The organism is Amaricoccus macauensis (assembly GCF_014201905.1).
Lineage (GTDB): Bacteria > Pseudomonadota > Alphaproteobacteria > Rhodobacterales > Rhodobacteraceae > Amaricoccus > Amaricoccus macauensis.
Genome location: NZ_JACHFM010000001.1, coordinates 1,011,803 through 1,031,981, shown reverse-complemented (window position 1 = coordinate 1,031,981; position 20,179 = coordinate 1,011,803). Strand labels below are relative to the sequence as shown.

Here is a 20,179-nt window from a genome sequence, read left to right as displayed (position 1 = left end):
ACAGGATTCGAACCTGTGACCTCTGCCTTCGGAGCAATTTGTCCTGGCTATCCGAAATGCACGCTAGGACACGCTATGATACTACACTGCCTTGAAATGCATGGACAATTCGGCTTCTCCCGCCGAAATCTGTATCCGAAACTTCGCTCCGACTTTCATCCACCTGCTTCCGTGGTGCTTCCGTGGAGGCAACCGGCTCTCCAAGGGGAAAACGCGTAATGGCCAAGCTGACGAAGCGCGTCGTGGACGCAGCCGTGGTCCGTGAGAAGGACTACTTCATCTGGGACGACGAACTGCCAGGCTTCGGCCTTCGCGTTTTCGCGTCCGGAAAACGCAGCTACCTTATCCAATATCGAGCCGCAGGTCGAACCCGTCGCTACACGATCGGTCTCCATGGCATCTGGACGGCAGAGACAGCGCGGCAAGAGGCGAAGGTGCAGCTCGGCCGCGTTGCGCAGGGTGACAACCCCTCGGAGGAACGCCTGCTCGATCATCAAGCAGTCACTGTCAAAGAGCTGTGTGCGATGTATCTCAAGGATCTCGAAGCCGGCCTCATCCTCGGGAAAGGTGGTCGACCGAAGAAGGCTACCACTATTATCTCCGACATCGGTCGGATTCATCGACACATCATCCCGCTCATTGGCAGCCGTCGGGTTAAGGACCTGGCGAAAGCCGACATCGCCAAGGTTTTGAAGGACATCATGGCCGGCAAGACGGCGGTGTCGGTGAAGACAAAGAAGCTACGCGGCAAGGCCGTTGTAACAGGCGGCGCCGGCACAGCCACACGAACGATTGGACTTCTTGGCGGCATCTTCACCTATGCAATGGAAGCCGGGATCATTACCACTAATCCGGCACACGGCATCCGCAAGCCCAAGGACAATGTGCGCGATCGTCGTCTCACCGAAGCCGAGTACCGAATGCTGGGCGAGATTCTTCGCGAAGCGGCTGCAACCCCGAAATTTGAAATGACGGTCGAAATCATTCGCAAGATCGCGCTTACCGGCTGCCGCCGCAGCGAGATAATCGGTCTCATGTGGACCGAAGCAGACACCGATGCGAGTTGCATGCGTCTCGTGGATAGCAAGGAAGGTGCCTCGGTTCGTCCCATCGGGCTTGCTGTGGTCGAGTATCTGGAAGAACGCCGCAAGACCGCGACGGGTACGTATGTCTTTCCCGGCCAGGGTGAGGACAATGCCTTCGGCGGCTTCCCCAACCACTGGAGGCAAATTTTCAGAGACTCCCCCCTGTCTGATGTGACACCGCACGTCCTGCGCCATAGCTTCGCGAGCATCGCCAATGATCTTGGCTTCACCGAAGTTACGATCGCCGCACTGGTCGGCCACTCCAAGGGCACGGTCACTAGCAAGTACATTCACACGCTCGACACAGCCCTGATCATGGCTGCCGACACGATCTCAGGTTATATCCAAGGGCTGCTCGATGGGGTCAAGTTCAGGCAGACTGCTTATGCGCTTGATCGTGATTCTCGGAAGGCCGCGCTCGCGCTTTTCCTCCGCAATGCCAGTGGGGAAGATGTGCCGGAAGTCGGAGATGAGCGGCTTGCCGCATAGCCTGCTGACGGCGGACAGGCGGCTTTGGCGAGACTTCGCCATGGTACTCAGCGCAGGCCGTAAGAACGCTTCCATGGTCCGAAGAGCTTTTCGACCCGGCTACGCACCCGATGGATTGATTGATTCCATTCGTGGGGCTTGTGCAGCGTTTCGGCTTCGTCGCAGCCCAACATGACCGTCACTGGCACCGTGCCTGCCTCGGTGTGCCGCCGCGCTGACTGATACGTCCATATCTGTCGCATCACTCGTCCATCTCAGTCTGCACCGATGGAGAGCCGCATGAGCCACGAACAATATTTGACCCTCGACCTGATCGCCCGCCTGGCGGGGCGCTTCGGCCCAACAAGCCGCGTGGCCAAGGAACTGCCCGGTTGGCTCGAATATCTGACCGAGGTCGACTGCCCTGAACGCCCCCGCTCACGGCCCAGTGCGATCTGGTGGACGAAGATCCGCCAGATCAGCCGCAATCTGGTGCCGAAGGCCGGTGGCGGTGATGGAGAAATCCTGAACCGAAACTGCGCCGCACTGGGCGCCCATTTCGGCTTGTCGCAGGTTGATGTTGGAATTCTGACCTTCGCTGCGCACTACAAAGTGTTCGACGGATTTGAGCATGTCGTCGATGGCGCGCTGGACACGAAGGAGGTTACCCTCCCGCTTCTGCTGTCTTGGTTTTGCGGGGCGGTGGAACCCGAAATCCGGGCGGCACTGCGGCCATCGGGGAGACTCGTCGTGTCGGGGCTGGTGCAGCGCAATCGTGGTGGGCGCTACAATCGCATGCCATTCGATCTGTCGGAAAGGCTTCTGACGGCGCTCATGGCGGATGTGAGCGGTGTTGGCGACCTGATCGGCATCATGTTCCCGACTGCGCAACCTCCGCAAGCAGAATGGCAGGATTTCGAGGGGCTGGGGCATCAAGCCGAAATCATGCGCGACCTGACCGTCCGGGCTCTGGCCAGCCGGGCTCGGGGTGTGAACATCCTGCTCTATGGTCCGCCCGGCACAGGCAAGACCGAATTCGCCAAGGTGCTGGCCAGCGAGATCGGTGCCGAGCTTCGTGCCGTGGGGGAAGCCGATGATGAAGGCGGTGAGCCCTCCCGCCGAGAACGTTTGGCCGAGATGGGCGTGGCCTGCCGGATGCTGAGCGAGCGGTCTGACACAATCCTGCTTTTCGACGAGATGGAGGATCTGTTCGGGGGTGCCGACCCCTTCTACGGCAATGACCGCCCATCCAAAGTCCATGCCAACCGGATGCTGGAGACCAACCCGATCCCTGTGATCTGGACCACGAACTCGGTGGAAGCCTGCGATCCAGCCTTCCTGCGCAGGATGAGCTATTCCGCGCTGATGCGTCCACCTTCCGGACGAGTGCGGGCGCGGATCTGGCAGCGACTGGAAACCCGCCACGCAGTCGGTATCCCCATGGCCAGCCTGCCGGACCTCGCCGAGCGACATGATCAGGCACCTGCGCTGGTCTCGGATGCGATGCGCGTCGCCCGACTTTGCGACGGCGGCGATCAGATGATCACACGGGTGCTCGATGCGGCGACACGGCTGGCAAGGGGCGGTGTCGACCCGGCACCGCGCCACCATTCCGAGGCCCCGTGGAGCCCCGAACTCGCCAATGCCGATCTCGACCTGTGCTTGATCGAGACGCGGCTGGCGGCACCCGACGCACCACGGCGGGTCAGCTTCTGTCTCGACGGTCCAGCCGGCACCGGCAAAAGTGCTTGGGCGCGGCATCTGGCCCGCACTATCGGCATGCCGGTGATCGAAAAGCGCGCATCAAATCTGATCTCGAAATGGCTGGGTGAGAGCGAGCAGAATATCGCCCGCGCCTTTGCCGATGCCCGTGCAGATGGTGCAATGCTGATCTTCGACGAGGCGGACAGCCTGCTCGCGGATCGACGTAACGCTGAACGCAGCTGGGAGGTCAGCCAGGTCAACGAGATGCTGACCTGGATGGAAAGCCACCCCCTGCCATTCGTCTGCACCACCAACCTAGTCGAAAAACTGGACGCCGCAACGCAGCGTCGTTTCACCTTTCGCATCCGGTTCGACCATCTCTCGGGCAATCAGCTCGATCTGGCATGGCGCACCCATTTCCCTCTGCCAATTCCCGATGGACTGTTACGCCTCGACCGGCTTACGCCGGGTGATTTCGCGAATGTGGCCCGCAGGATGCACGCATTGGGCGAGACCCGCCCGCAGGAAATCCTGCAGGAACTGGCCCGCGAAGCAGAAGCCAAAGAAGGGGCAGCGCGCCCGATCGGCTTTGGCCGTTGACACCCTTATGCCGCGCCGCGAAGCTGGCGCGGTATTTTGCCCGGAGGCTCCATGCGTTACGCCCGTCAGGAGGATCTACAGAAACTGGCCCTGACGATGCAGGGCTCAGCCGAAGGGATTTGCCTTGTCGATATCGAGCGCGAATTTGGCGTGTCGCGCCGGACGGCAGAACGCATGCGCGATGCTGTGCGCAATGCCTATCCGCAGATCGAGGAAATCCTCGGCGACAGCGGCCGGAAATACTGGCGATTTCCGCCGGGCTCTTTGGGAAGAATGGTTGAGCCGACACTGGACGAGCTGACCGCCGGACACAGAGCAGCCGCCATCGCTCGGCGTGAAGGCGATGATCTGACCGCCGAAACGCTGGAGCGTCTGCTTGCGAAGGTGCAGGCAATGTTTCGTGCAGATCGACGCCGGACGGTTGCGGCCGATCTGGAGGCTCAGCTTATGGCCGATGGGGTCGCCTTCCGCCCGGGTCCACGCGAGAAAATCGCACCCGAGATACTCTCGGCCCTGCGCGAGGCAATTCTTGCAGGCGTCATGGTTTCGACCGACCACCGCGCTCGCAGCACGGGCAAACTGTCACGCAACGCCCGCCTTGGTCCTGTTGCCATGCTCTTCGGACAAGGTCGCCAATACCTGCTGGCCTGGAGTGAGTACCAGGATGATCTGCGCCTGTTCGCTCTGGCCGGGTTTGAGCGCGTTTCGCTGGAGCCTGACGTCTATACCCGGCCCGAAGGGTTTGATTTGCAGGAATGGCTGTCCGAAAGCTTCGGCATCTGGCGCGATAATGATCCACAGGATGTCGAATGGCGTTTCCTGCCAGACGTGGCGGACGAGGCGGCAGGATATATGTTCCACCCGAAGCAAACAATGGAACGGCTGGAGGATCGATCGCTGGTCGTGCGGTTCAGGGCTGGTGGACGGCAGGAAATGGAGTGGTATCTGGCTAGATGGGGGGATCGGGTGGAGGTCCTATCGCCAGGATAGCCGGAGATAAGTCTTCAGCGAACCATGTAGCCCTGAGAAGGCCCTGCGATTGTGCTCGCATCAATACCGTGGCAAAGATTCATACGACCGGATTTGACGCATCTCTGTTTTATTAAGCAGAGATACGGTTCAAGGAGATACATTTGTCCCGCACGAGCACCACCCACCCCCTTCGCATTGACAGCCTGCCGCTTGCAAACGGCCAGATCGGCCTGACGCTTTGTCCCGGCAAGCAGGGGGACAGCGTGTTCGGCGCAACTTGGGCCCGTGATCTGGCTCTTGACCTTGATGCGGTCGCGTCCTGGGGCGCAGATATGGTGCTCACGCTGCTCGAGGACCACGAGTTCGACATGCTGTCCGTTCGCGGGCTGGGCGAGGCGTTGAAAGCACGCGGCGTGGAATGGCTCCACTTCCCGATTCGTGATGTCGATGTGCCTGTCGCCGACAGTGCAGGGCTCTGGCGCGGGCTATCGCGCCGGATCCATGACAGAGTCGAACGTGGCGGCAACGTTCTAATCCATTGTAGGGGCGGTCTGGGCCGTGCCGGGACGATCGCGGCTCTGCTGATGATCGAGCGGGGAGAGAGCGCGGCGCGGGCTATTGCCGAAGTACGTTCTGTCCGGCCCGGTACTGTTGAAACCCGCGCACAAGAGGAATGGTTGCGGGATCAGGCGGGTGGGTCGAGCGACAGCGCCAAGACCTTGCAGGCTTGCTTGCTGGGCGGCGCCATGGGGGACAGTCTCGGTGCTGGCATCGAATTCCACTCTTTGGAGGCCATTCAAGCACGCTTTCCGGCAGGGTTCGCCGATTTGCCGCCCTATGGCGGACAGCGAGGCGCGATCACCGATGACACGCAGATGACGTTCTTCACTGCCGAGGGCCTGATCCGCGCACGGATCCGGGGTCAGTTGCGCGGCATTTGTCACCCGCCATCCATCGTCCATCATGCTTTGATGCGATGGTACCGGACGCAGGAAGGCCACCCGCAAGCAGAAACAGATGATATCGGTTTGATCGAGGACCGCAGGCTTTGGTCAGAATGCGCCCCGGGCATGACTTGCATGTCGGCCCTGGGTGCCAGCGGCCGTTTTGGCGACCCGGCCCGCAATGACAGCAAGGGCTGCGGCACGATCATGCGGGTCGCCCCAGTTGCGCTGATCGCGCCGCGCGATCAGGTGAGATCATGGGCGATCGAGACTTCGGCCCTGACCCATGGCCATGTCACGGGCCAACTCGCAGCCGCCGCTTGGGCGGAGATGCTCGCCGATGTCGCGGCGGGCGAGCCGCTGGAGCTGGCCGCCAAGCGGATCGCCACGGACTATGCCCGGCTGGACGGTGGCGATGAGACCGCCCACGCCATTCACGCAGCTCTTGCGGCGCGGCAAGACGGGAGGCCTGAAACCGTCGAAAGCCTAGGTGGCGGCTGGACGGCCGAAGAGGCGCTGGCCATCGCGCTTTACGCCTGCCTCCGGGGGAACGGCCTGGACGAGTGCCTGCGCATCGCGGTGACCCATGGCGGCGACAGCGATTCCACCGGCGCGATTGCGGGCAATATGCTGGGTGTGATGACCCCCGACGCTGTGTTGTCGCATCCATGGGCGACCGTCATTCAGGGTGCCGATATCATCGGCCGCCTCGCGCGCGACCATGCTCGCCTGTTGCGCCACCCGGACGCAGCCGATGCGCTATTCGAATTCTATCCAGGAGGGTAGCGCCGGCGCGCTCCCTCCCTCCCACACATTCGGACCGAAACAAGCATGCATTACCCGTTCCTCGTCATCGATCCACGTTCCGGTTTGCAGTATCGGCTGACAGATACCGGCTTGGCCGAGCTATCTCTGGCTCCGATCCCGCCGGAGTGGTCGCCGGGGCGCGCCATATCCGAGGTGCCTGATCCCGTCTGGGCGGATAGCCTCGCCAATGCACCGGTCGAGACGATTTCGGCGGTGACGAGAGCGCTGGAAGATCTGGTGCTGGCCACGCCTGATTTGCGGGTGCCTGTAGTGGATCACCTGTCTGACAGCCGGGCAAAGCGGCATCTCTCGGCACTGATCGGTCTGTGGCGGACATTGGGGGACGGTCTGCCCGAAGGTCTTGCACCGCTGCGCCATGTGCTGAACCTCTCCAATGGGCGCTTTCTCGATCCGGTTCCGGTGGTCGAAGGCTCGCTCGATCCGCTGGCGCCTGCCGCGATGCAGACACTTTATGCCCGGTTGAAGGAGGAGTTCGGTTCGGTTCCGGCTGCCCCTCGACTCCGAACAGCGGCAGTCGGCAGCCGACTCCACGCCCTACAGGGTGGGGTAACCGCACAGCAGCTCGAAGTCGCGCCTCTCGATGACAGCCTCGCTTTCTTCGGCCTGCGCGATCCGGCGGCTGCGGCCGATTTTACTGCCGCCCGCGCTCGTGCGCTGATCGATGACGGCATTCCAGCGCGCGAGATTTCCGTGCTTACCGCAGGTGATCCGCGCCAGATCGCCCGCGCTTTTGCCGCCCAAGGCGTGCCACTCTCGGGTCTGCCCGCAGCTCTGCCCCAACGCGACATCATCGGTGAGACCGCGCTGCATCTGGCGCTGGCCAAACGCCCGCCGACCCCAGCGATGGTGCTGGCGAGCCTCGCGCTTTCGCCGTTGATGCCGTGGTCCGCTCAGACCGGGCGTGATCTGTCCGAAAGTCTGATGGGCGGTGACTTCCGCGGCGCAATCTTGACCGCTACTCCGGCGCACAAGGAACTTTGGGACGACATTCGCGCCTCGGCGAGCAGCTTGGCGCAGTTGCGTTTTCTGCTCGATCGCATTTGCGATCAGCTTGCGCAGGGCGATCAGGTCCGGGCGCGTCTGCCGGTCCCGCCGGGCGAAGGTACCCCCGACTGGGAGGCGATCTTGCGCGGTATTCTGGTCATGCCGCCCACCAGCGCCGAGCCGGACCGCAATCTGGAAGGCGTCAGCCTGTGGTCCGCACATGAAAGCCCCTGGCGGCCCTGTCGACACCTGATCGTAACCGATTTCACCGACGGATTTTACCCTACCAGGCCGCGCGCCAACCCGCTGTTTCTGGACAGCGAGATTGCTGCGCTCCGCGAAGCCACCGGCTTGGCATTGCGTGGCCGGGCCGAGGGACTGGCACAGGGACTTTCGCTCTTTGACCAGCAGATGCAGGCGGTGACGGACAGCATCACCTTCCTCGTTCCGTGGCGCGATCTGTCGGGCGGGCGCTTGCAACCCTCGGCGGGGCTTTCGCTGGTGGCGAGGGCCATCACCGGCGTCGAGGATGCCAACGATCTGATCACCGATCTGTCGCGCCTTTCACCCGGCGACTGGCCGGTGGCGCATCATCATCTGCCGCCTTTGGCTGAGGCTCTCGAACTACCTGAGACGCTGGATTTTCTGGGCCACGACCTACTCTCCTTGCGGCGCAAGGATGATGGCACGGCGAAACCGCAATCACCCTCACGACTGGAAACGTTGCTCGTCAGCCCACTCGCCTGGCTTCTGGGCGAGGTCGGAGCCGAGGACATGTCCTGGTCGGCCGAGGAACTGGACGTCATAGCCAAGGGCAATATCGCGCATGACGTTTTCGAACATATTTTCCTGAAGGATCAGTCCGTCCCGGACCCCGATACATTGGCCGCCGCGGTGCCCGAAGCCTATGAACGCGCCCTGGTCCGCCATGCCGGCTACCTGCGCAGCCCGTCATGGGAGATGGAGCGCAAGGGGCTTGAGCGCGAGATCATGGCCGCCGCCCTTCGCTGGCGCGACCATCTGCTGGCGCTGAAAGCAAAGATTATCGGTAACGAGATCTGGCTGGCCGGTGAGGCGCATGGCATCAACCTGCACGGGAAGGCGGATGCGATCCTCGAACTGCCGGATGGCGCACTGCTGATCGTTGACCACAAGAAAAGCAGCACTTCGGGGCGACGCAAACGGATGGAGGCAGGCTGGGATCTGCAGGCAGGCCTTTATCGGGACATGATCGCGCGACCGCATCGGCGCGAGGGCGACGGGATGGACCCCTTGATCGGCCGCAAGGTCGCCGTTGCCTATCATCTGATGAATGACGGCGGTCTTTTGACATCCGGCCTGCCTCTGACGGATGGCTCGCCTGCCCGCGACATGGGCGATGCAGTGAATGAAGGCGCTGTGGAAAAACTGGCCGAGCGGTTGGCGGAACTCGGCGCAGGCCGGGTGGTGCTGAACACATCCGAGGATGAAGCCTTCTTCAAGAAAGAGGCCGGCTTCACCCCCTATGCGCTGACTGACGGCTCGGCCTTCGTCACCGCCTTCATCCGTCAGATCGAGGAGAAATGACCATGGATCAGGGACTGGTCATCGTCCCCGCCGGTGCCGGCGCGGGTAAAACCCACCGCATCAAGACCCAGCTTTCCGACTGGGTGAAACGTGGCGTGGTGCGGCCTGAACGCATCCTCGCCGTCACCTTCACCGAGGCGGCAGCGGGCGAGTTGCGCGAACGGATCCGCGCCGGGCTTTTGGCTGATGGACTGGTCTCCGAGGCCATGGCGGTCGAGCGCGCCTACGTCTCTACCATCCACGGTCTTGGTCTCAGGCTGCTGACTGAGCACGCGCTGGCGGCGGGTGCTTCACCGCAGCCGCGCCATCTGGGCGATGCCGAGCGTGACCTTTTGATCCGTCAAGCCTTGGCGCATGCCAAATCGCTCGACCCGATCAAAGCCGAGCCCGAGCGCTTCGGCTACGAGGCGAACTGGCAAAAAGGCGCGACGGTCGAGGACAATTTGCGCGGTCGGGTTCTGTCGATGATCGACCTTCTGCGCGGCCTTGGCGACAAGGGGCAAGATCCCGGTCTGATCGCGCCAGCGCTCTCGCGGCTTGACGAGGTTTACGGCGAAGTTCTGGCTGATCCTGCTTCCGCCGGTGCTGCGCTGACTGCCGCAGTTCTGGCGATGGTCGCAGCCTTCCCCGAAGGCGGGATGGCCACCGTCACCGCCAAAGGCCCGCGTGAGACGCTTGAGAAGAACCTTGTCCTGTTCCGCCGCGTGTCGCGTGATCCAGGACTGCTCGGCCGGGACTGGGGCCTTTGGCAAGGCCTGCGCGGATTGTTCACCTCGAACAGCCGCACGAAAACACCCGAGGGCTATGACGATCTGGCGACCGCCATCATCGAGGCAGCTGATGTCCTGCCCGCCCATCCCGGCCCGCTTGCGGATGCGAAGCTGCACCTGTCGTGTCTGATCGCCTGTGCGCAAGAGGTGATGGAGGCCTATGAGACCCGCAAGAAGGCCCTTGGCCTGATCGATTTTGCCGACATGATCGTTGGGGCCGAGCGGCTCTTACGAACAGATCCTGCGGTGCGGCAGGCCGTGCTGGATGAGATCGATTGTGTCATCATCGATGAATTCCAGGACACCAACCCCGTGCAATTCGCGCTTTTGTGGCAACTCGGGGCGCATGCGCCTCGCACGCTGCTGGTGGGCGATGTGAAACAGTCAATCATGGGCTTTCAGGGTGCCGATGCGCGGCTTTCGCAGGCCTTGGCGGCGGCGAACCCCGATGCAACGCAGCCGTTGGACCGCAACTGGCGATCGACGCCTGCGGTGATGGACTTCGTCAATGCTATGGGCGCCAGCCTCTTCGGTGCGGGCTACAATCCCCTGGTGCCAACCCGCGATCCGGTCGCTGGTCCAGCCATTGAAGTGCTGAATGCAGTCAAATCGCGCGGCGTGCGCACAGCGTCGAAGCCGCAGGAGCATATCGCCGAGCGTATCGCCCGCATCCTGACCGATGGCGACACCATCACTGATCGTTACACGCAGGCGACGCGCCCGGTACGGCCTTCGGATATCGCGCTCCTCGTATGCCGCCACACTACCGCCGCCCGCTATGCCGAGGAGCTGCGCGCTCGCGGCGTTCCCGTGCGCATCAGTGAAGATGGCTGGGCACAAAGCCCCGTCGTTACCGCAGCCCGCGCCGCGCTGGCCTTTGCCGCGAACCCCGCCGACATTCATTCGGGGCTCTTGTTGCGCACGCTTGGCCCCGATCCGCTGCCCCTGCAAGCGGCGCTTTCTTCACAGATCGACGGGCGGTTGGCGGATGATCCTGTGCTGATGCGGCTTGTGGGCATGTCGGCCCGGCTGGCAAGTCTGCCGGTTGCTGCGGGCCTCGATCTGGTGCTTGATGCCGCCGGCCTGCGGCTTTGGGCCGATAGCCAGGCCGATGCGGCCCAGTCCCGCGCTGATCTTTTGCGGCTCGAGGCCGAGGCCAGTGAATTCGAGGCGGCGCATCGCGACCTCAAGGCTGCCTCGGGTTTCCATGGCGAGACAGCGAAAGTGTTCCTCGGTTGGCTCGATGCCCGCGCGGACGAGCGCGACTTCGACCGCCGTCCTGATCCGTCAGCCAACAATGCCGAGGCGGTCGAGATCGTGACCTGGCATGCCTCAAAGGGGCGCGAATGGCCGATCACCGTAGTGGCCGAGTTCGACAATGGCATCGAGGAATGGCCCGGCTCTACTGCGACGCGTTTCGATGCGCTCGACCGGATCGACGATATGGCCCTTGTGCTTGGCTCTGCCGCGTTGATCCACACGCCCGGCTTTGCGGCCCCCGAGGCCGCGCGGCGCTTCACCGAAGACCGCCGCCCGGATTTTGAGGCCAATGCGAAAAATCTCCTTTATGTCGCGCTGACCCGTGCCCGTGACCGACTGGTGCTTGAATGGCCGGGTTTTCTCAAGGATCGCGATGAAGACGCGCCCGAGGCAAAAAACCTGTTCCACATACTTGAGGACAGCTGCGCCCCGCAGATCGCGGCCGATTGCCTGCGGATCGGTGGCGTGGACTGCCCTGCGGTCATCACGCAACTGCCCGACCAGGCGGGCTTTTCCGAATATGCGAATGGGGCCACCACTGTGGCTTTCCGCTTTGGTCCGGCGACGGCTTTGCCTGCAGCGCCCCTGACGCCCTGGCGACTGCAACCATCACAAACCCGCAGTGCGGGTGCTGCGCCGGAAACCCGCAGGATAGACATTGGTGCGCCATGGCCCAAGACGCTTAACGACGCCACACGCGGCACAGCACTCCATCTGGCCTTGCGTACCTGCCTGACCCGGCCTGAACTCATCCCGGCGCTGGCCGCTGCCACCGGGCTCGAGGAAACCACGATCACGCTGGTTTCCGAGCGCGCCGAGACGTTGAGAAACTGGCTGGCGGCCGAGGGCTATACCGACCTGCGCGCCGAAATCCCGGTCCTTGGGTTCTCGCCGGAGGGGGCCGAAATCCCCGGCACCATCGATCTTCTGGCCGTTGGATCAGGGGGATGCATACTTATCGACCATAAATCTGGCGGCGGGGGTGAAGGTTTCGGTTCCTACTGGCCACAGCTGTCAAGCTATGTGGCGCTGGTGGCCAAGCTGTTTCCGCACCACCCGCTGAAAGGGGTGGCGGTGTTCTGGGTCGACCACGGGCGGCTAGAGCTGGCCGAGCCACAGTCCGGCAGCGGATCGCCGGACGCCGCCGAACCACTTTCACCCAATGAGTAGCCCGATGTCCTACCTTGCCTGGATTGATTTTGACCCTGAAGAACGGCGGAGAGCTCAGACCCTCATCGATCTGTTCAAGCCGCCAGAGGCACGTGACGAGCTTGGTCTGAGTACGATCCGGGACGGGCTGGCCGATCTCCTCTTCCCGGGGACAAGCACTATTCAGACACGGCTACGCTACATGCTATTCATTCCCTGGATCTATCGAGAAGCACAGCAGCGCAAGGCCAGTCAAGCAGAGCGAACGATTATCGCCCGAGATCTTGAGGTCAAGCTAAGTGCAGCGCTTTTGAATGGCAAAGAGAGCGAGCATGTGATTGGCCGCCGTGCCGGAGAGAGCCTGAAGAGACTTGCATCGAGCGTTTATTGGGCCGGCATGCATACGCTTGGCATCCGCACGCTAGCGGGCAATCAGGCAACATTCTTGTCCTATGGGCCGGAGAGTTTGAAGGATCATGACCTCAGATTATGGAGCACGGGCCTTCCCAATGCGCCCGAGAATCTGTTCGAGCAAACGAACTTTAGACTGTTGCCTGAAGAAGTTGATTTCCTGCGCGATCGTATTGCTGGCAGTGCCAAGGCAAGTCTGCTGAACGAACTTGCCGCTAAACAAAAGAACTTCAGCGAGGATTGGGCATGGCAGGTCCGCGAGGACACGGTGTCCGACCGCAATCGATCCATCCTCCGCCATGCGGAACGCTTCTCCGGCGTGATGCACGGTGCAAGCCTCCTCTACAATCTGCTGCTTGCATTACGAGCGGCGGAGCGCCCGAACGCCAAAACCCATGGCGAAGCATCCGCATTGATCGAAGATTACCGCCAATTGCTTGAGGATTGGCGCGGAGATCTTCAGCACCTCGCGCTGCAAAGCTGGGACTTGGACGACCTTTTCCAGATCGTTGGATCGACCAGCCACAACCTTACCCAGTCCTCTCGGGAGTTCGTTAGAGGCTGGCTCGTCATTGCGCTGCAAAGCTCTAAGTCGTTGGAGACAGACCACGAAGCCATCGATCTGCTCAGGAAGCGCGAACAGTCGCTGAAGCGGATGAAGGCCCGGCTGCTCCACGACGCACCCCTCGAACGCTGGTCAGGCGCTTCAGGTCTCGCACGGCTGGATTTCCGCTGGGGAATTGCGCGGCGTTATCTCGGGGAGCTTGTCGATGTCGGCTGATTCGCCTTTCGACCCTGAAAACCGCGAGCTTTATACTGCACTTGTTCGTGCCCCGGATGGGTACAGGTTCGGGCATGCCGTCGCTACGACGTACTCACTCGATTTTGAGACGGCGCTTGCCATTCCGATCAGCATCGTGTTCCGCGATGCTGAGAACAGAGACGAAATGCTGCGAAGCCCTCTCGCGCTACTGCAGAGTGTCGAGCGGATGGCCGACCGCATCGCCGTCTATTGCGATCGGGGCCGCATCAAGGAGGCTCACCCGAATGCTGCGAGGCTGATGGCACTTTACGAGAAGACAATTGTAGAAGTGGCGGCGCCGGGTGGAGGTGCCTTCCATCCGAAGCTGTGGTGTATTCGTTTCGAGCCCGAAAAGAAAACCGATCCCGTTCGAATGAGAGTGGCAATCCTGTCAAGGAACCTCACAAATGATCGTTGCTGGGACCTCGCTTTGGCTCTCGATGGTGCTGTACACGATGAGAAGAATGCGAATAACCGCGCACTGACGAAGTTGCTGCGTGCCCTGCCCAGGCTAGCCAATCCAGCCACCCGGCCTGCGCCGCCCAAGTTCCTGCCTTTGCTGATCTCGAATTTGGAACGAACCTGGTGGGAGGGTCTGCCTGCTGGCGCAACAAAGGTCAGCTTCGCCGTCAATGGTCTTGATGGTGACGGCTGGGCGCTCCCCCGAGGCGAGAAGCTTGCAGTTCTTTCACCTTTTGTCTCTGCTCCCGCGCTGAAAAGGCTGTCCGACGGATACGGCTCGCGAGATAACCTCCGGCTCATCTCGCGAGCAGAGGAACTCGACTGCATAGATCCCGAGACACGCGAGCTTTTCACGATCTCGACTCTCGATGAGCGTGCGACCGAGTATGAGGCTGAAGGAGTGGATGGGCCAAGTTCGACCGATCTCGAGGGACTTCATGCGAAAGCCTACCTCGTCGAGCGAGGATCGCGCATCCAGATCCACCTCGGTTCGGCAAATGCTACCACGGCTGCGACGATTCCGACCAAGGGCGGGAAAACGCAAAATGTCGAGGTGATGGCAACATTGGACGGTCCGAAGACGCGCATGGGTACGATCGACGACGTCCTGTTCTCCGAGGCGTTCCAGCGGCTGCTCGCCATCTACACGCCGAGCGAACCACCGACGCAGGACGCGGCCATGGCGGCGGAAAAGGCGCTGGAGAAGATGCGGTCAGACATCTCGGCGCTGCCACTTGATCTCCACTGTTCCGAAGAGGACGACCTAATCCATCTTGAACTGCAGATTGCCACCAAAGAAAAGCAGGTTCTGCTGCCGGATGGCGTCAGGTGCTTCGTGCGGGCGATCACAGTCCCTAATGAACGCGGATATGATGTAGGCAGGTTGCTGTGTGGCTCCGATACAGAGCTTGCATTGGGCGCTGTTCCTCTTGGCGACGTTACACGCTGGCTCGGAATTCGACTGCTCGATGAAGCGACGAAGGTGGAACTGACGTTCACCCTTGGTGCGCGCTTGGTCGGCGTTCCAGAAGGCCGTGACGCAGCTGTTCTGCGTGCCCACATCGCGAACGTCGGCAACTTCTTCCGTTATCTCAGCCTGCTGCTCGGCACGCTTGGTGAAGGAAGCTTTCTGGAAAGCGACACCGGCGGCGAAGGTCAGTGGCTTCGCCGCTTGGGCGAGGGAAACACCTCGCTTCTCGAGCCGATGGTGCGGGCGCTCAGTCTAGAAAGCGGCGAGCTAGAAGAGATCGGCCGGCTAATCGAACGGCTTGAAGACCCGGATAGTGGCGAAACCATTGTTCCCAAGGAGTTTCTAGCGCTGTGGCAGAGCTTCGAGCCGCTTGTAACGAGCAAGAGGAGGCGCCGGTGACTTACAGCGCTGTCGAGCACCTTGCGTTGCTGAAGCCGTTTCAGCAAGCGACTGTCGACTACGTCTTTCGAAGGCTATTCACGGATCAATCACCGACGGATCAATTCCTTGTCGCTGACGAGGTCGGGCTCGGGAAAACCATGGTTGCCCGCGGCGTGATTGCGAAGACCATCGAACATCTGCTGGGCAAAGTCGAGCGTATCGACATCGTTTACATCTGCTCTAATCAGGCGATTGCTGAACAGAACATCAAGTCGCTCAATGTGGTGGGTTCTGCAACCAAGCCGCTCAATACCCGCCTTACGCTGTTGCCGCTTGAGATCGAGAAGGAAGGCGGGATTGCTTCGCGACCCATCAATCTGATCAGCCTCACCCCTGGAACGGCGCTAGATCTTAAGTCGTCCCTTGGGACTGCACCGGAACGGGCGCTGATCTTTGAAATGCTCCGTGAGCGTATCGGTCTGCGCCATCGCGGCATCCAACGAGTGTTCCGTGGCGGCGTTTCCGATGAGAACTGGCCGGGCTGGACGGCATGGATTCGAAGCGAACGGATTTCGCGAGATATTGCTGATAAGTTTAACCGGGTGGTCGATGATACATTTATCGAAAGGATTCGTGAGGCGGCGGATCTCGCCCGAAGGCACAAGCATCCCAACTACCCCGACGACCAGCGCCCCGCAGCGATGATCGGTGAGCTGCGCCGAATGCTTGCGAAGATCTGTGTTGACGCATTGACACCGGATCTGATCATTCTCGACGAGTTCCAGCGCTTCGCTGAACTCCTGCATGATCATGATGTCGAGGTAGCGCCTGAAAAGGCAGCTGCCGCAGAATTGGCGCGGGCCTTGTTCTCATACAATGGGGAAGATGGATCGAAGGCGAGGCTCCTGCTTCTGTCTGCCACGCCTTATCGCATGCTAACGCTGAGCAGCGATGCGCCGGAAGAGGGCGAGCATTACGACGACTTTTTACGGACAATGCGCTTTCTGTTCGGCGATACTGAAGGCCCGGCCCGCGTAGAGGAATTGAAGAGCGAGCTCATCAAGTTCAGGCGATCGCTCCAGTCGATGCCAGATGCCCGAGCGGCAGCAATAGCGCAACGAGACAGATTACATGATATCCTAAGCGGGGTCATTGCCCGCACGGAACGCGTTGATTCTACTGAAGATCGCAATTCGCTCGTCCAAGAAGTCATGCCCGAGGTAGCGATCGCCACCGATGATCTGCGAGAGGCGAAGGCAGTAGCGAAAGTTGCAGAACTCGTAGGTGCTCCCAGCATCGTCGAGTACTGGAAATCGGCTCCTTACCTGCTGAACTTCATGAGGGGGTACAAGCTGCGCGACCGGCTTCAGGCATTGAAACCCAAGCCGGCCGCAGAGCTGCGCAAGGCCATTCGAGATGCCTCAACGCACTTCATCAGCAAAAAACAGGTCGAGGGATACGCGGCGATTCCATTTCGCAACGGGAGGATGCGTGCCCTTGCGGATCTGGCGTTCAATGACGCCCTTGATCGATCGCTCTGGATCCCGCCATCGCGTCCCTCATTCGGCGCGCCAAGGTCGGCCACAAAGGCATTGGTCTTCTCAGATTGGTCGATGGTGCCGGATGCGATCGCGGCTTTGCTTTCGCACGAGGCAAGCCGCCGAATGGGTATGTCGCCGGACCTTGTCAGCCGGACCAGCAGGCCGATTGGCGTCGATGAACTTATGCCGATGCTCTACCCGTCGCCGTCGTTGGCAGAGCTTGTTGATCCTCTCGCTTTGGAGCGGCGGTTCGGCCGCGCTGAAAGCTACGATAATTTGCACGCTCAAGCCTGTATGGTTCTGCGTGAACAGCTTGCGGTGGACGCCATCGCAGAATTCGCTCAAACAAGTGATCGGCTCCTCGCACTTGCCCTGGACAGGACGCTCGAACGCGAAGTGGAATGGTCGAATGTCGGCGTCGTTGACCATGAGGGGCACGACGAACACGGAGCGATGTCTCGGACCATCGCCACACTTCGCGATGCACTCCAAACTGACGAGCATCAGGGCGATGTCGACCCTGACAGAGTGATCGAAAAGCTCGCCAGCCTTGCGCTTGGCTCGCCTGCGGTATGTGCGCTGCGTGCACTTTCGCGACTTTGCCCGGAGATCGCCACAGACGACCCCGTATTGATCAGTGCATCAATCGGGATCGCGCTCGGTTTTCGCAGCCTATACAATCAACCCGAAACCCGCGCATTGCTCGCTGAAACCTCGCCTCTCAATTATTGGCGCGATATCATCGAGCACGCCGCGCGAAACGACCTTCCGGCGGTTTTGGACGAATACCTTCAGCTCGTCCTGGAAAGCGAGCGCGCCGAAAAACTAGCCCCGCAGGATCGCGCGAAGATCATTGCATCAAACGTGATTGCTGTGGTCGCCTTGCGCCCTGCCCAGATCACGTTGGACCACTGGTCGACAAAAGCGGGTCGTCTGTATGATCAGACATTCGAAGTGCGCGCCCGTTTCGCCATGCGTTTTGCAACAAAAGCCGAGGAAGAAAAGGGTGTACGCCGAACATCCGTGGTCCAGGCAGCTTTCAAGTCGCCGTTTCGGCCATTTGTTCTCGCTTCCACGTCGATTGGACAGGAAGGATTGGATTTTCATCCCTACTGCTCTCGGATTGTGCATTGGAACCTCCCGCGGAACCCTGTTGATATCGAGCAGCGTGAAGGACGGGTCCATCGTTACAAAAACCATGCTGTTCGGCGCAATGTCGTCGCTGCTTTTTCGGCCACTTCTCTCGCTGCCCAGAGCAGGCAATCACCATGGGTCTCCATGTTTGAGGCAGCGCAAGCTGATGAGGTTTCAAAGGGCCGCTCGGGAGACATCATTCCGTTCTGGGTCTACCCAGGTAATCACAAGATTGAGCGGGTCGTCCTCATTCCGCCCTTCAGCCGCGAGAAGGAACGCTACAAGGATCTCATCACATCTCTGGCCACTTACCGGCTGGCCTTTGGCCAACCGCGCCAAGATGAATTGATTAGCCTCTTCTCGGGTATGGACGACGACTTTATCCAAGAACTATCGCAGCTTCAGATATCGCTTAGGCCAAACTGACACAGCACGCAGAGAGGGGCACCTCCAGCGCAGCACGAGATCGATCAGTCATCTTCGCGCCTGGCTTGAACCAGAGGGGCATAAAGCATCCGCGCATGAGCGCTCCGAGACTGGCAAAGACTTGAGGGGAAAGCCTTCCCCTGCGGACGAGCCATAGTCTCGGCCGACCCCTTCTGCGGGGGCACCCCGCAACGCCCCAAGAGTGAGAGTGCGGACGGGATTTCCGTGACGGGTTGAGGACCGGGAGAGAGGCTTCCGGCGCCCGTCGCGGAGACATTCCGATGGCCAGACAGGACCGCGCCGGCGCAGACGGCGCCCGCAGCAATCTCTACGACGACATCACCAACAAGATCATCGGCGAGCTGGAGGACGGGCGGCTGCCCTGGGTCCAGCCCTGGGGGTCGGCGGCGGCGAAAGCGCCGCTCGCCATGCCAAGAAACGCGGCAACCTCGCGGCAGTATTCCGGGATCAACGTCCTGATCCTCTGGGGCGCCGTGGTCCAATACGGCTATCCGACCCAGCATTGGCTCACCTTTCGCCAAGCCTTGTCGCTCGGCGGCAATGTCCGCAAGGGCGAGCGTGGCACGACCGTGGTCTACGCTGACCGGTTCACTCCCGAGGACGAAAAACGCCGCGCTCGGGAAACAGGTGAAGAAGCAGGCAGCATTCCGTTCCTGAAGCGCTTTACCGTGTTCAACGCGGCGCAATGCGAGGGCTTGCCCGAGGACATTGCCGTCGATGCGCCGCCACCGCCGCCCGGCACGATCGAGCCGCAGGTCGAGGCATTGATCCGCGCAACTGGCATCGACGTCCGCATCGGCGGCGATCGTGCCTTCTATATGCCGTCATTGGACTATGTGCAGGTGCCGCCGCCGGCTGCCTATTTCGAGCCGATCAATTGGCATAGGACGGCCCTGCACGAGATGGGTCACGCCACAGGTCATGCTTCGCGGCTGGGGCGGGATTTCTCGGGCAGCTTCGGCACGAAGAAATATGCCTTCGAAGAACTGGTGGCCGAGATGAACGCGGCCTTCTGCTGCGCCTCGCTCGGGATCGTGCCGACAGTGCGCCATGCCGATTATATCGGTTCCTGGCTCGAAGTGCTGCGCGAGGACAATCGCGCCATCGTCCGCGCCGCGTCACAGGCCAGCAAGGCGGCCGACTGGTTGCTCGCCCATCTGCCCGAAGAGGGGCGCGCTGAACCGCACGATACTCTCATCGAGCGGAGGGCTGCGGCATGATCCTCCTGACCCGCACACAGCGCACGCAGCTCCTCGCCAATAGCCGGCAGAGCGACGTCGATCACCTCCCCGTCGTCAAATTCTACAATCCCCTTGGCGCGGGCGTCTGGCTCGCGACCGAGCTGGATGAGGACGGCGACATCATGTTTGGTCTCGCCGACATCGGCTATCCCGAACTCGGCAGCTGGTGCTTTAGTGAACTGGAGGCAATCCGGCTCCCCTTCGGCATGGGGATCGAGCGGGACGTGCTTTTTACCGGCCTGTTCCCGATCTCGGTCTGGGCTGAAACGGCGCGCATGGCTGGTAGTATTCGCGCAGCCGAGCAAATCCTGTCCGCCCGATTCCGCAGTGGTGCGGTATGGCCATTGTATCCTGCCGATACAGAAAACCGGAAAGCCTGAAATCCGGTTGTCTGGCTTTACGTTTTTGCGCCGCTCTCTCGGAGGTAGAGGGCGGCGCTTCTTGTCGTGACGTGGTGAAA

General features: G+C 61.2%; 11 protein-coding genes. All 11 read left to right on the top strand.

The window, feature by feature from the left end:
* The first annotated feature begins 218 nt into the window (after positions 1-218).
* The 11 genes from HNP73_RS04905 (at position 219) to HNP73_RS04855 (ending at position 20,099) form a co-directional block, all read left to right on the top strand.
* Positions 219-1,574 carry a tyrosine-type recombinase/integrase gene (locus tag HNP73_RS04905; protein WP_184147478.1) on the top strand — a complete coding sequence of 452 codons (1,356 nt, stop codon included), beginning with the start codon at positions 219-221 and terminating at the stop codon, positions 1,572-1,574.
* A gap of 279 nt (positions 1,575-1,853) precedes the next feature.
* Complete coding sequence (locus tag HNP73_RS04900) at positions 1,854-3,857, top strand: AAA family ATPase (RefSeq protein ID WP_184147477.1); 2,004 nt, start codon at positions 1,854-1,856, stop codon at positions 3,855-3,857.
* Between the two features lie 51 nt (positions 3,858-3,908).
* The gene (locus HNP73_RS04895; protein ID WP_184147476.1) at positions 3,909-4,847 is read left to right on the top strand and encodes a helix-turn-helix transcriptional regulator; all 939 of its coding nucleotides are present in this window, start codon (positions 3,909-3,911) and stop codon (positions 4,845-4,847) included.
* A gap of 143 nt (positions 4,848-4,990) precedes the next feature.
* Complete coding sequence (locus HNP73_RS04890; protein ID WP_184147475.1) at positions 4,991-6,559, top strand: ADP-ribosylglycohydrolase family protein; 1,569 nt, start codon at positions 4,991-4,993, stop codon at positions 6,557-6,559.
* Positions 6,560-6,604: 45 nt separating this feature from the next.
* Positions 6,605-9,151, top strand: a complete 2,547-nt coding sequence (locus tag HNP73_RS04885; protein WP_184147474.1) for a PD-(D/E)XK nuclease family protein — start codon at positions 6,605-6,607, stop codon at positions 9,149-9,151.
* A gap of 2 nt (positions 9,152-9,153) precedes the next feature.
* The gene (locus HNP73_RS04880) at positions 9,154-12,351 is read left to right on the top strand and encodes a UvrD-helicase domain-containing protein (RefSeq protein ID WP_246399526.1); all 3,198 of its coding nucleotides are present in this window, start codon (positions 9,154-9,156) and stop codon (positions 12,349-12,351) included.
* A 4-nt stretch (positions 12,352-12,355) separates the two neighbouring features.
* Entirely contained in the window at positions 12,356-13,522 is a 1,167-nt protein-coding gene (locus tag HNP73_RS04875) for a DUF6361 family protein (RefSeq protein WP_184147472.1), read from the top strand.
* A complete protein-coding gene (locus HNP73_RS04870) occupies positions 13,512-15,374 on the top strand; it encodes a phospholipase D family protein (RefSeq protein ID WP_184147471.1) in 1,863 nt (620 codons plus the stop codon). The genes HNP73_RS04875 and HNP73_RS04870 overlap by 11 nt, the downstream gene beginning before the upstream one ends.
* Complete coding sequence (locus tag HNP73_RS23885; RefSeq protein ID WP_184147470.1) at positions 15,371-18,457, top strand: helicase-related protein; 3,087 nt, start codon at positions 15,371-15,373, stop codon at positions 18,455-18,457. The genes HNP73_RS04870 and HNP73_RS23885 overlap by 4 nt, the downstream gene beginning before the upstream one ends.
* A gap of 281 nt (positions 18,458-18,738) precedes the next feature.
* The gene (locus HNP73_RS04860) at positions 18,739-19,698 is read left to right on the top strand and encodes an ArdC family protein (RefSeq protein ID WP_184147469.1); all 960 of its coding nucleotides are present in this window, start codon (positions 18,739-18,741) and stop codon (positions 19,696-19,698) included.
* Positions 19,695-20,099 carry a DUF2958 domain-containing protein gene (locus HNP73_RS04855; protein WP_184147468.1) on the top strand — a complete coding sequence of 135 codons (405 nt, stop codon included), beginning with the start codon at positions 19,695-19,697 and terminating at the stop codon, positions 20,097-20,099. The genes HNP73_RS04860 and HNP73_RS04855 overlap by 4 nt, the downstream gene beginning before the upstream one ends.
* The last annotated feature ends 80 nt before the right edge of the window (positions 20,100-20,179 follow it).

Excerpts from the sequence above, each read along its gene's own strand:
- HNP73_RS04905 (WP_184147478.1), top strand. The coding sequence starts at position 219 with ATGGCCAAGCTGACGAAGCGCGTCGTGGACGCAGCCGTGGTCCGTGAG.
- HNP73_RS04900 (WP_184147477.1), top strand. The coding sequence starts at position 1,854 with ATGAGCCACGAACAATATTTGACCCTCGACCTGATCGCCCGCCTGGCG.
- HNP73_RS04895 (WP_184147476.1), top strand. The coding sequence starts at position 3,909 with ATGCGTTACGCCCGTCAGGAGGATCTACAGAAACTGGCCCTGACGATG.
- HNP73_RS04885 (WP_184147474.1), top strand. The coding sequence starts at position 6,605 with ATGCATTACCCGTTCCTCGTCATCGATCCACGTTCCGGTTTGCAGTAT.
- HNP73_RS04880 (WP_246399526.1), top strand. The coding sequence starts at position 9,154 with ATGGATCAGGGACTGGTCATCGTCCCCGCCGGTGCCGGCGCGGGTAAA.
- HNP73_RS04875 (WP_184147472.1), top strand. The coding sequence starts at position 12,356 with ATGTCCTACCTTGCCTGGATTGATTTTGACCCTGAAGAACGGCGGAGA.
- HNP73_RS04870 (WP_184147471.1), top strand. The coding sequence starts at position 13,512 with ATGTCGGCTGATTCGCCTTTCGACCCTGAAAACCGCGAGCTTTATACT.
- HNP73_RS04860 (WP_184147469.1), top strand. The coding sequence starts at position 18,739 with ATGGCCAGACAGGACCGCGCCGGCGCAGACGGCGCCCGCAGCAATCTC.
- HNP73_RS04855 (WP_184147468.1), top strand. The coding sequence starts at position 19,695 with ATGATCCTCCTGACCCGCACACAGCGCACGCAGCTCCTCGCCAATAGC.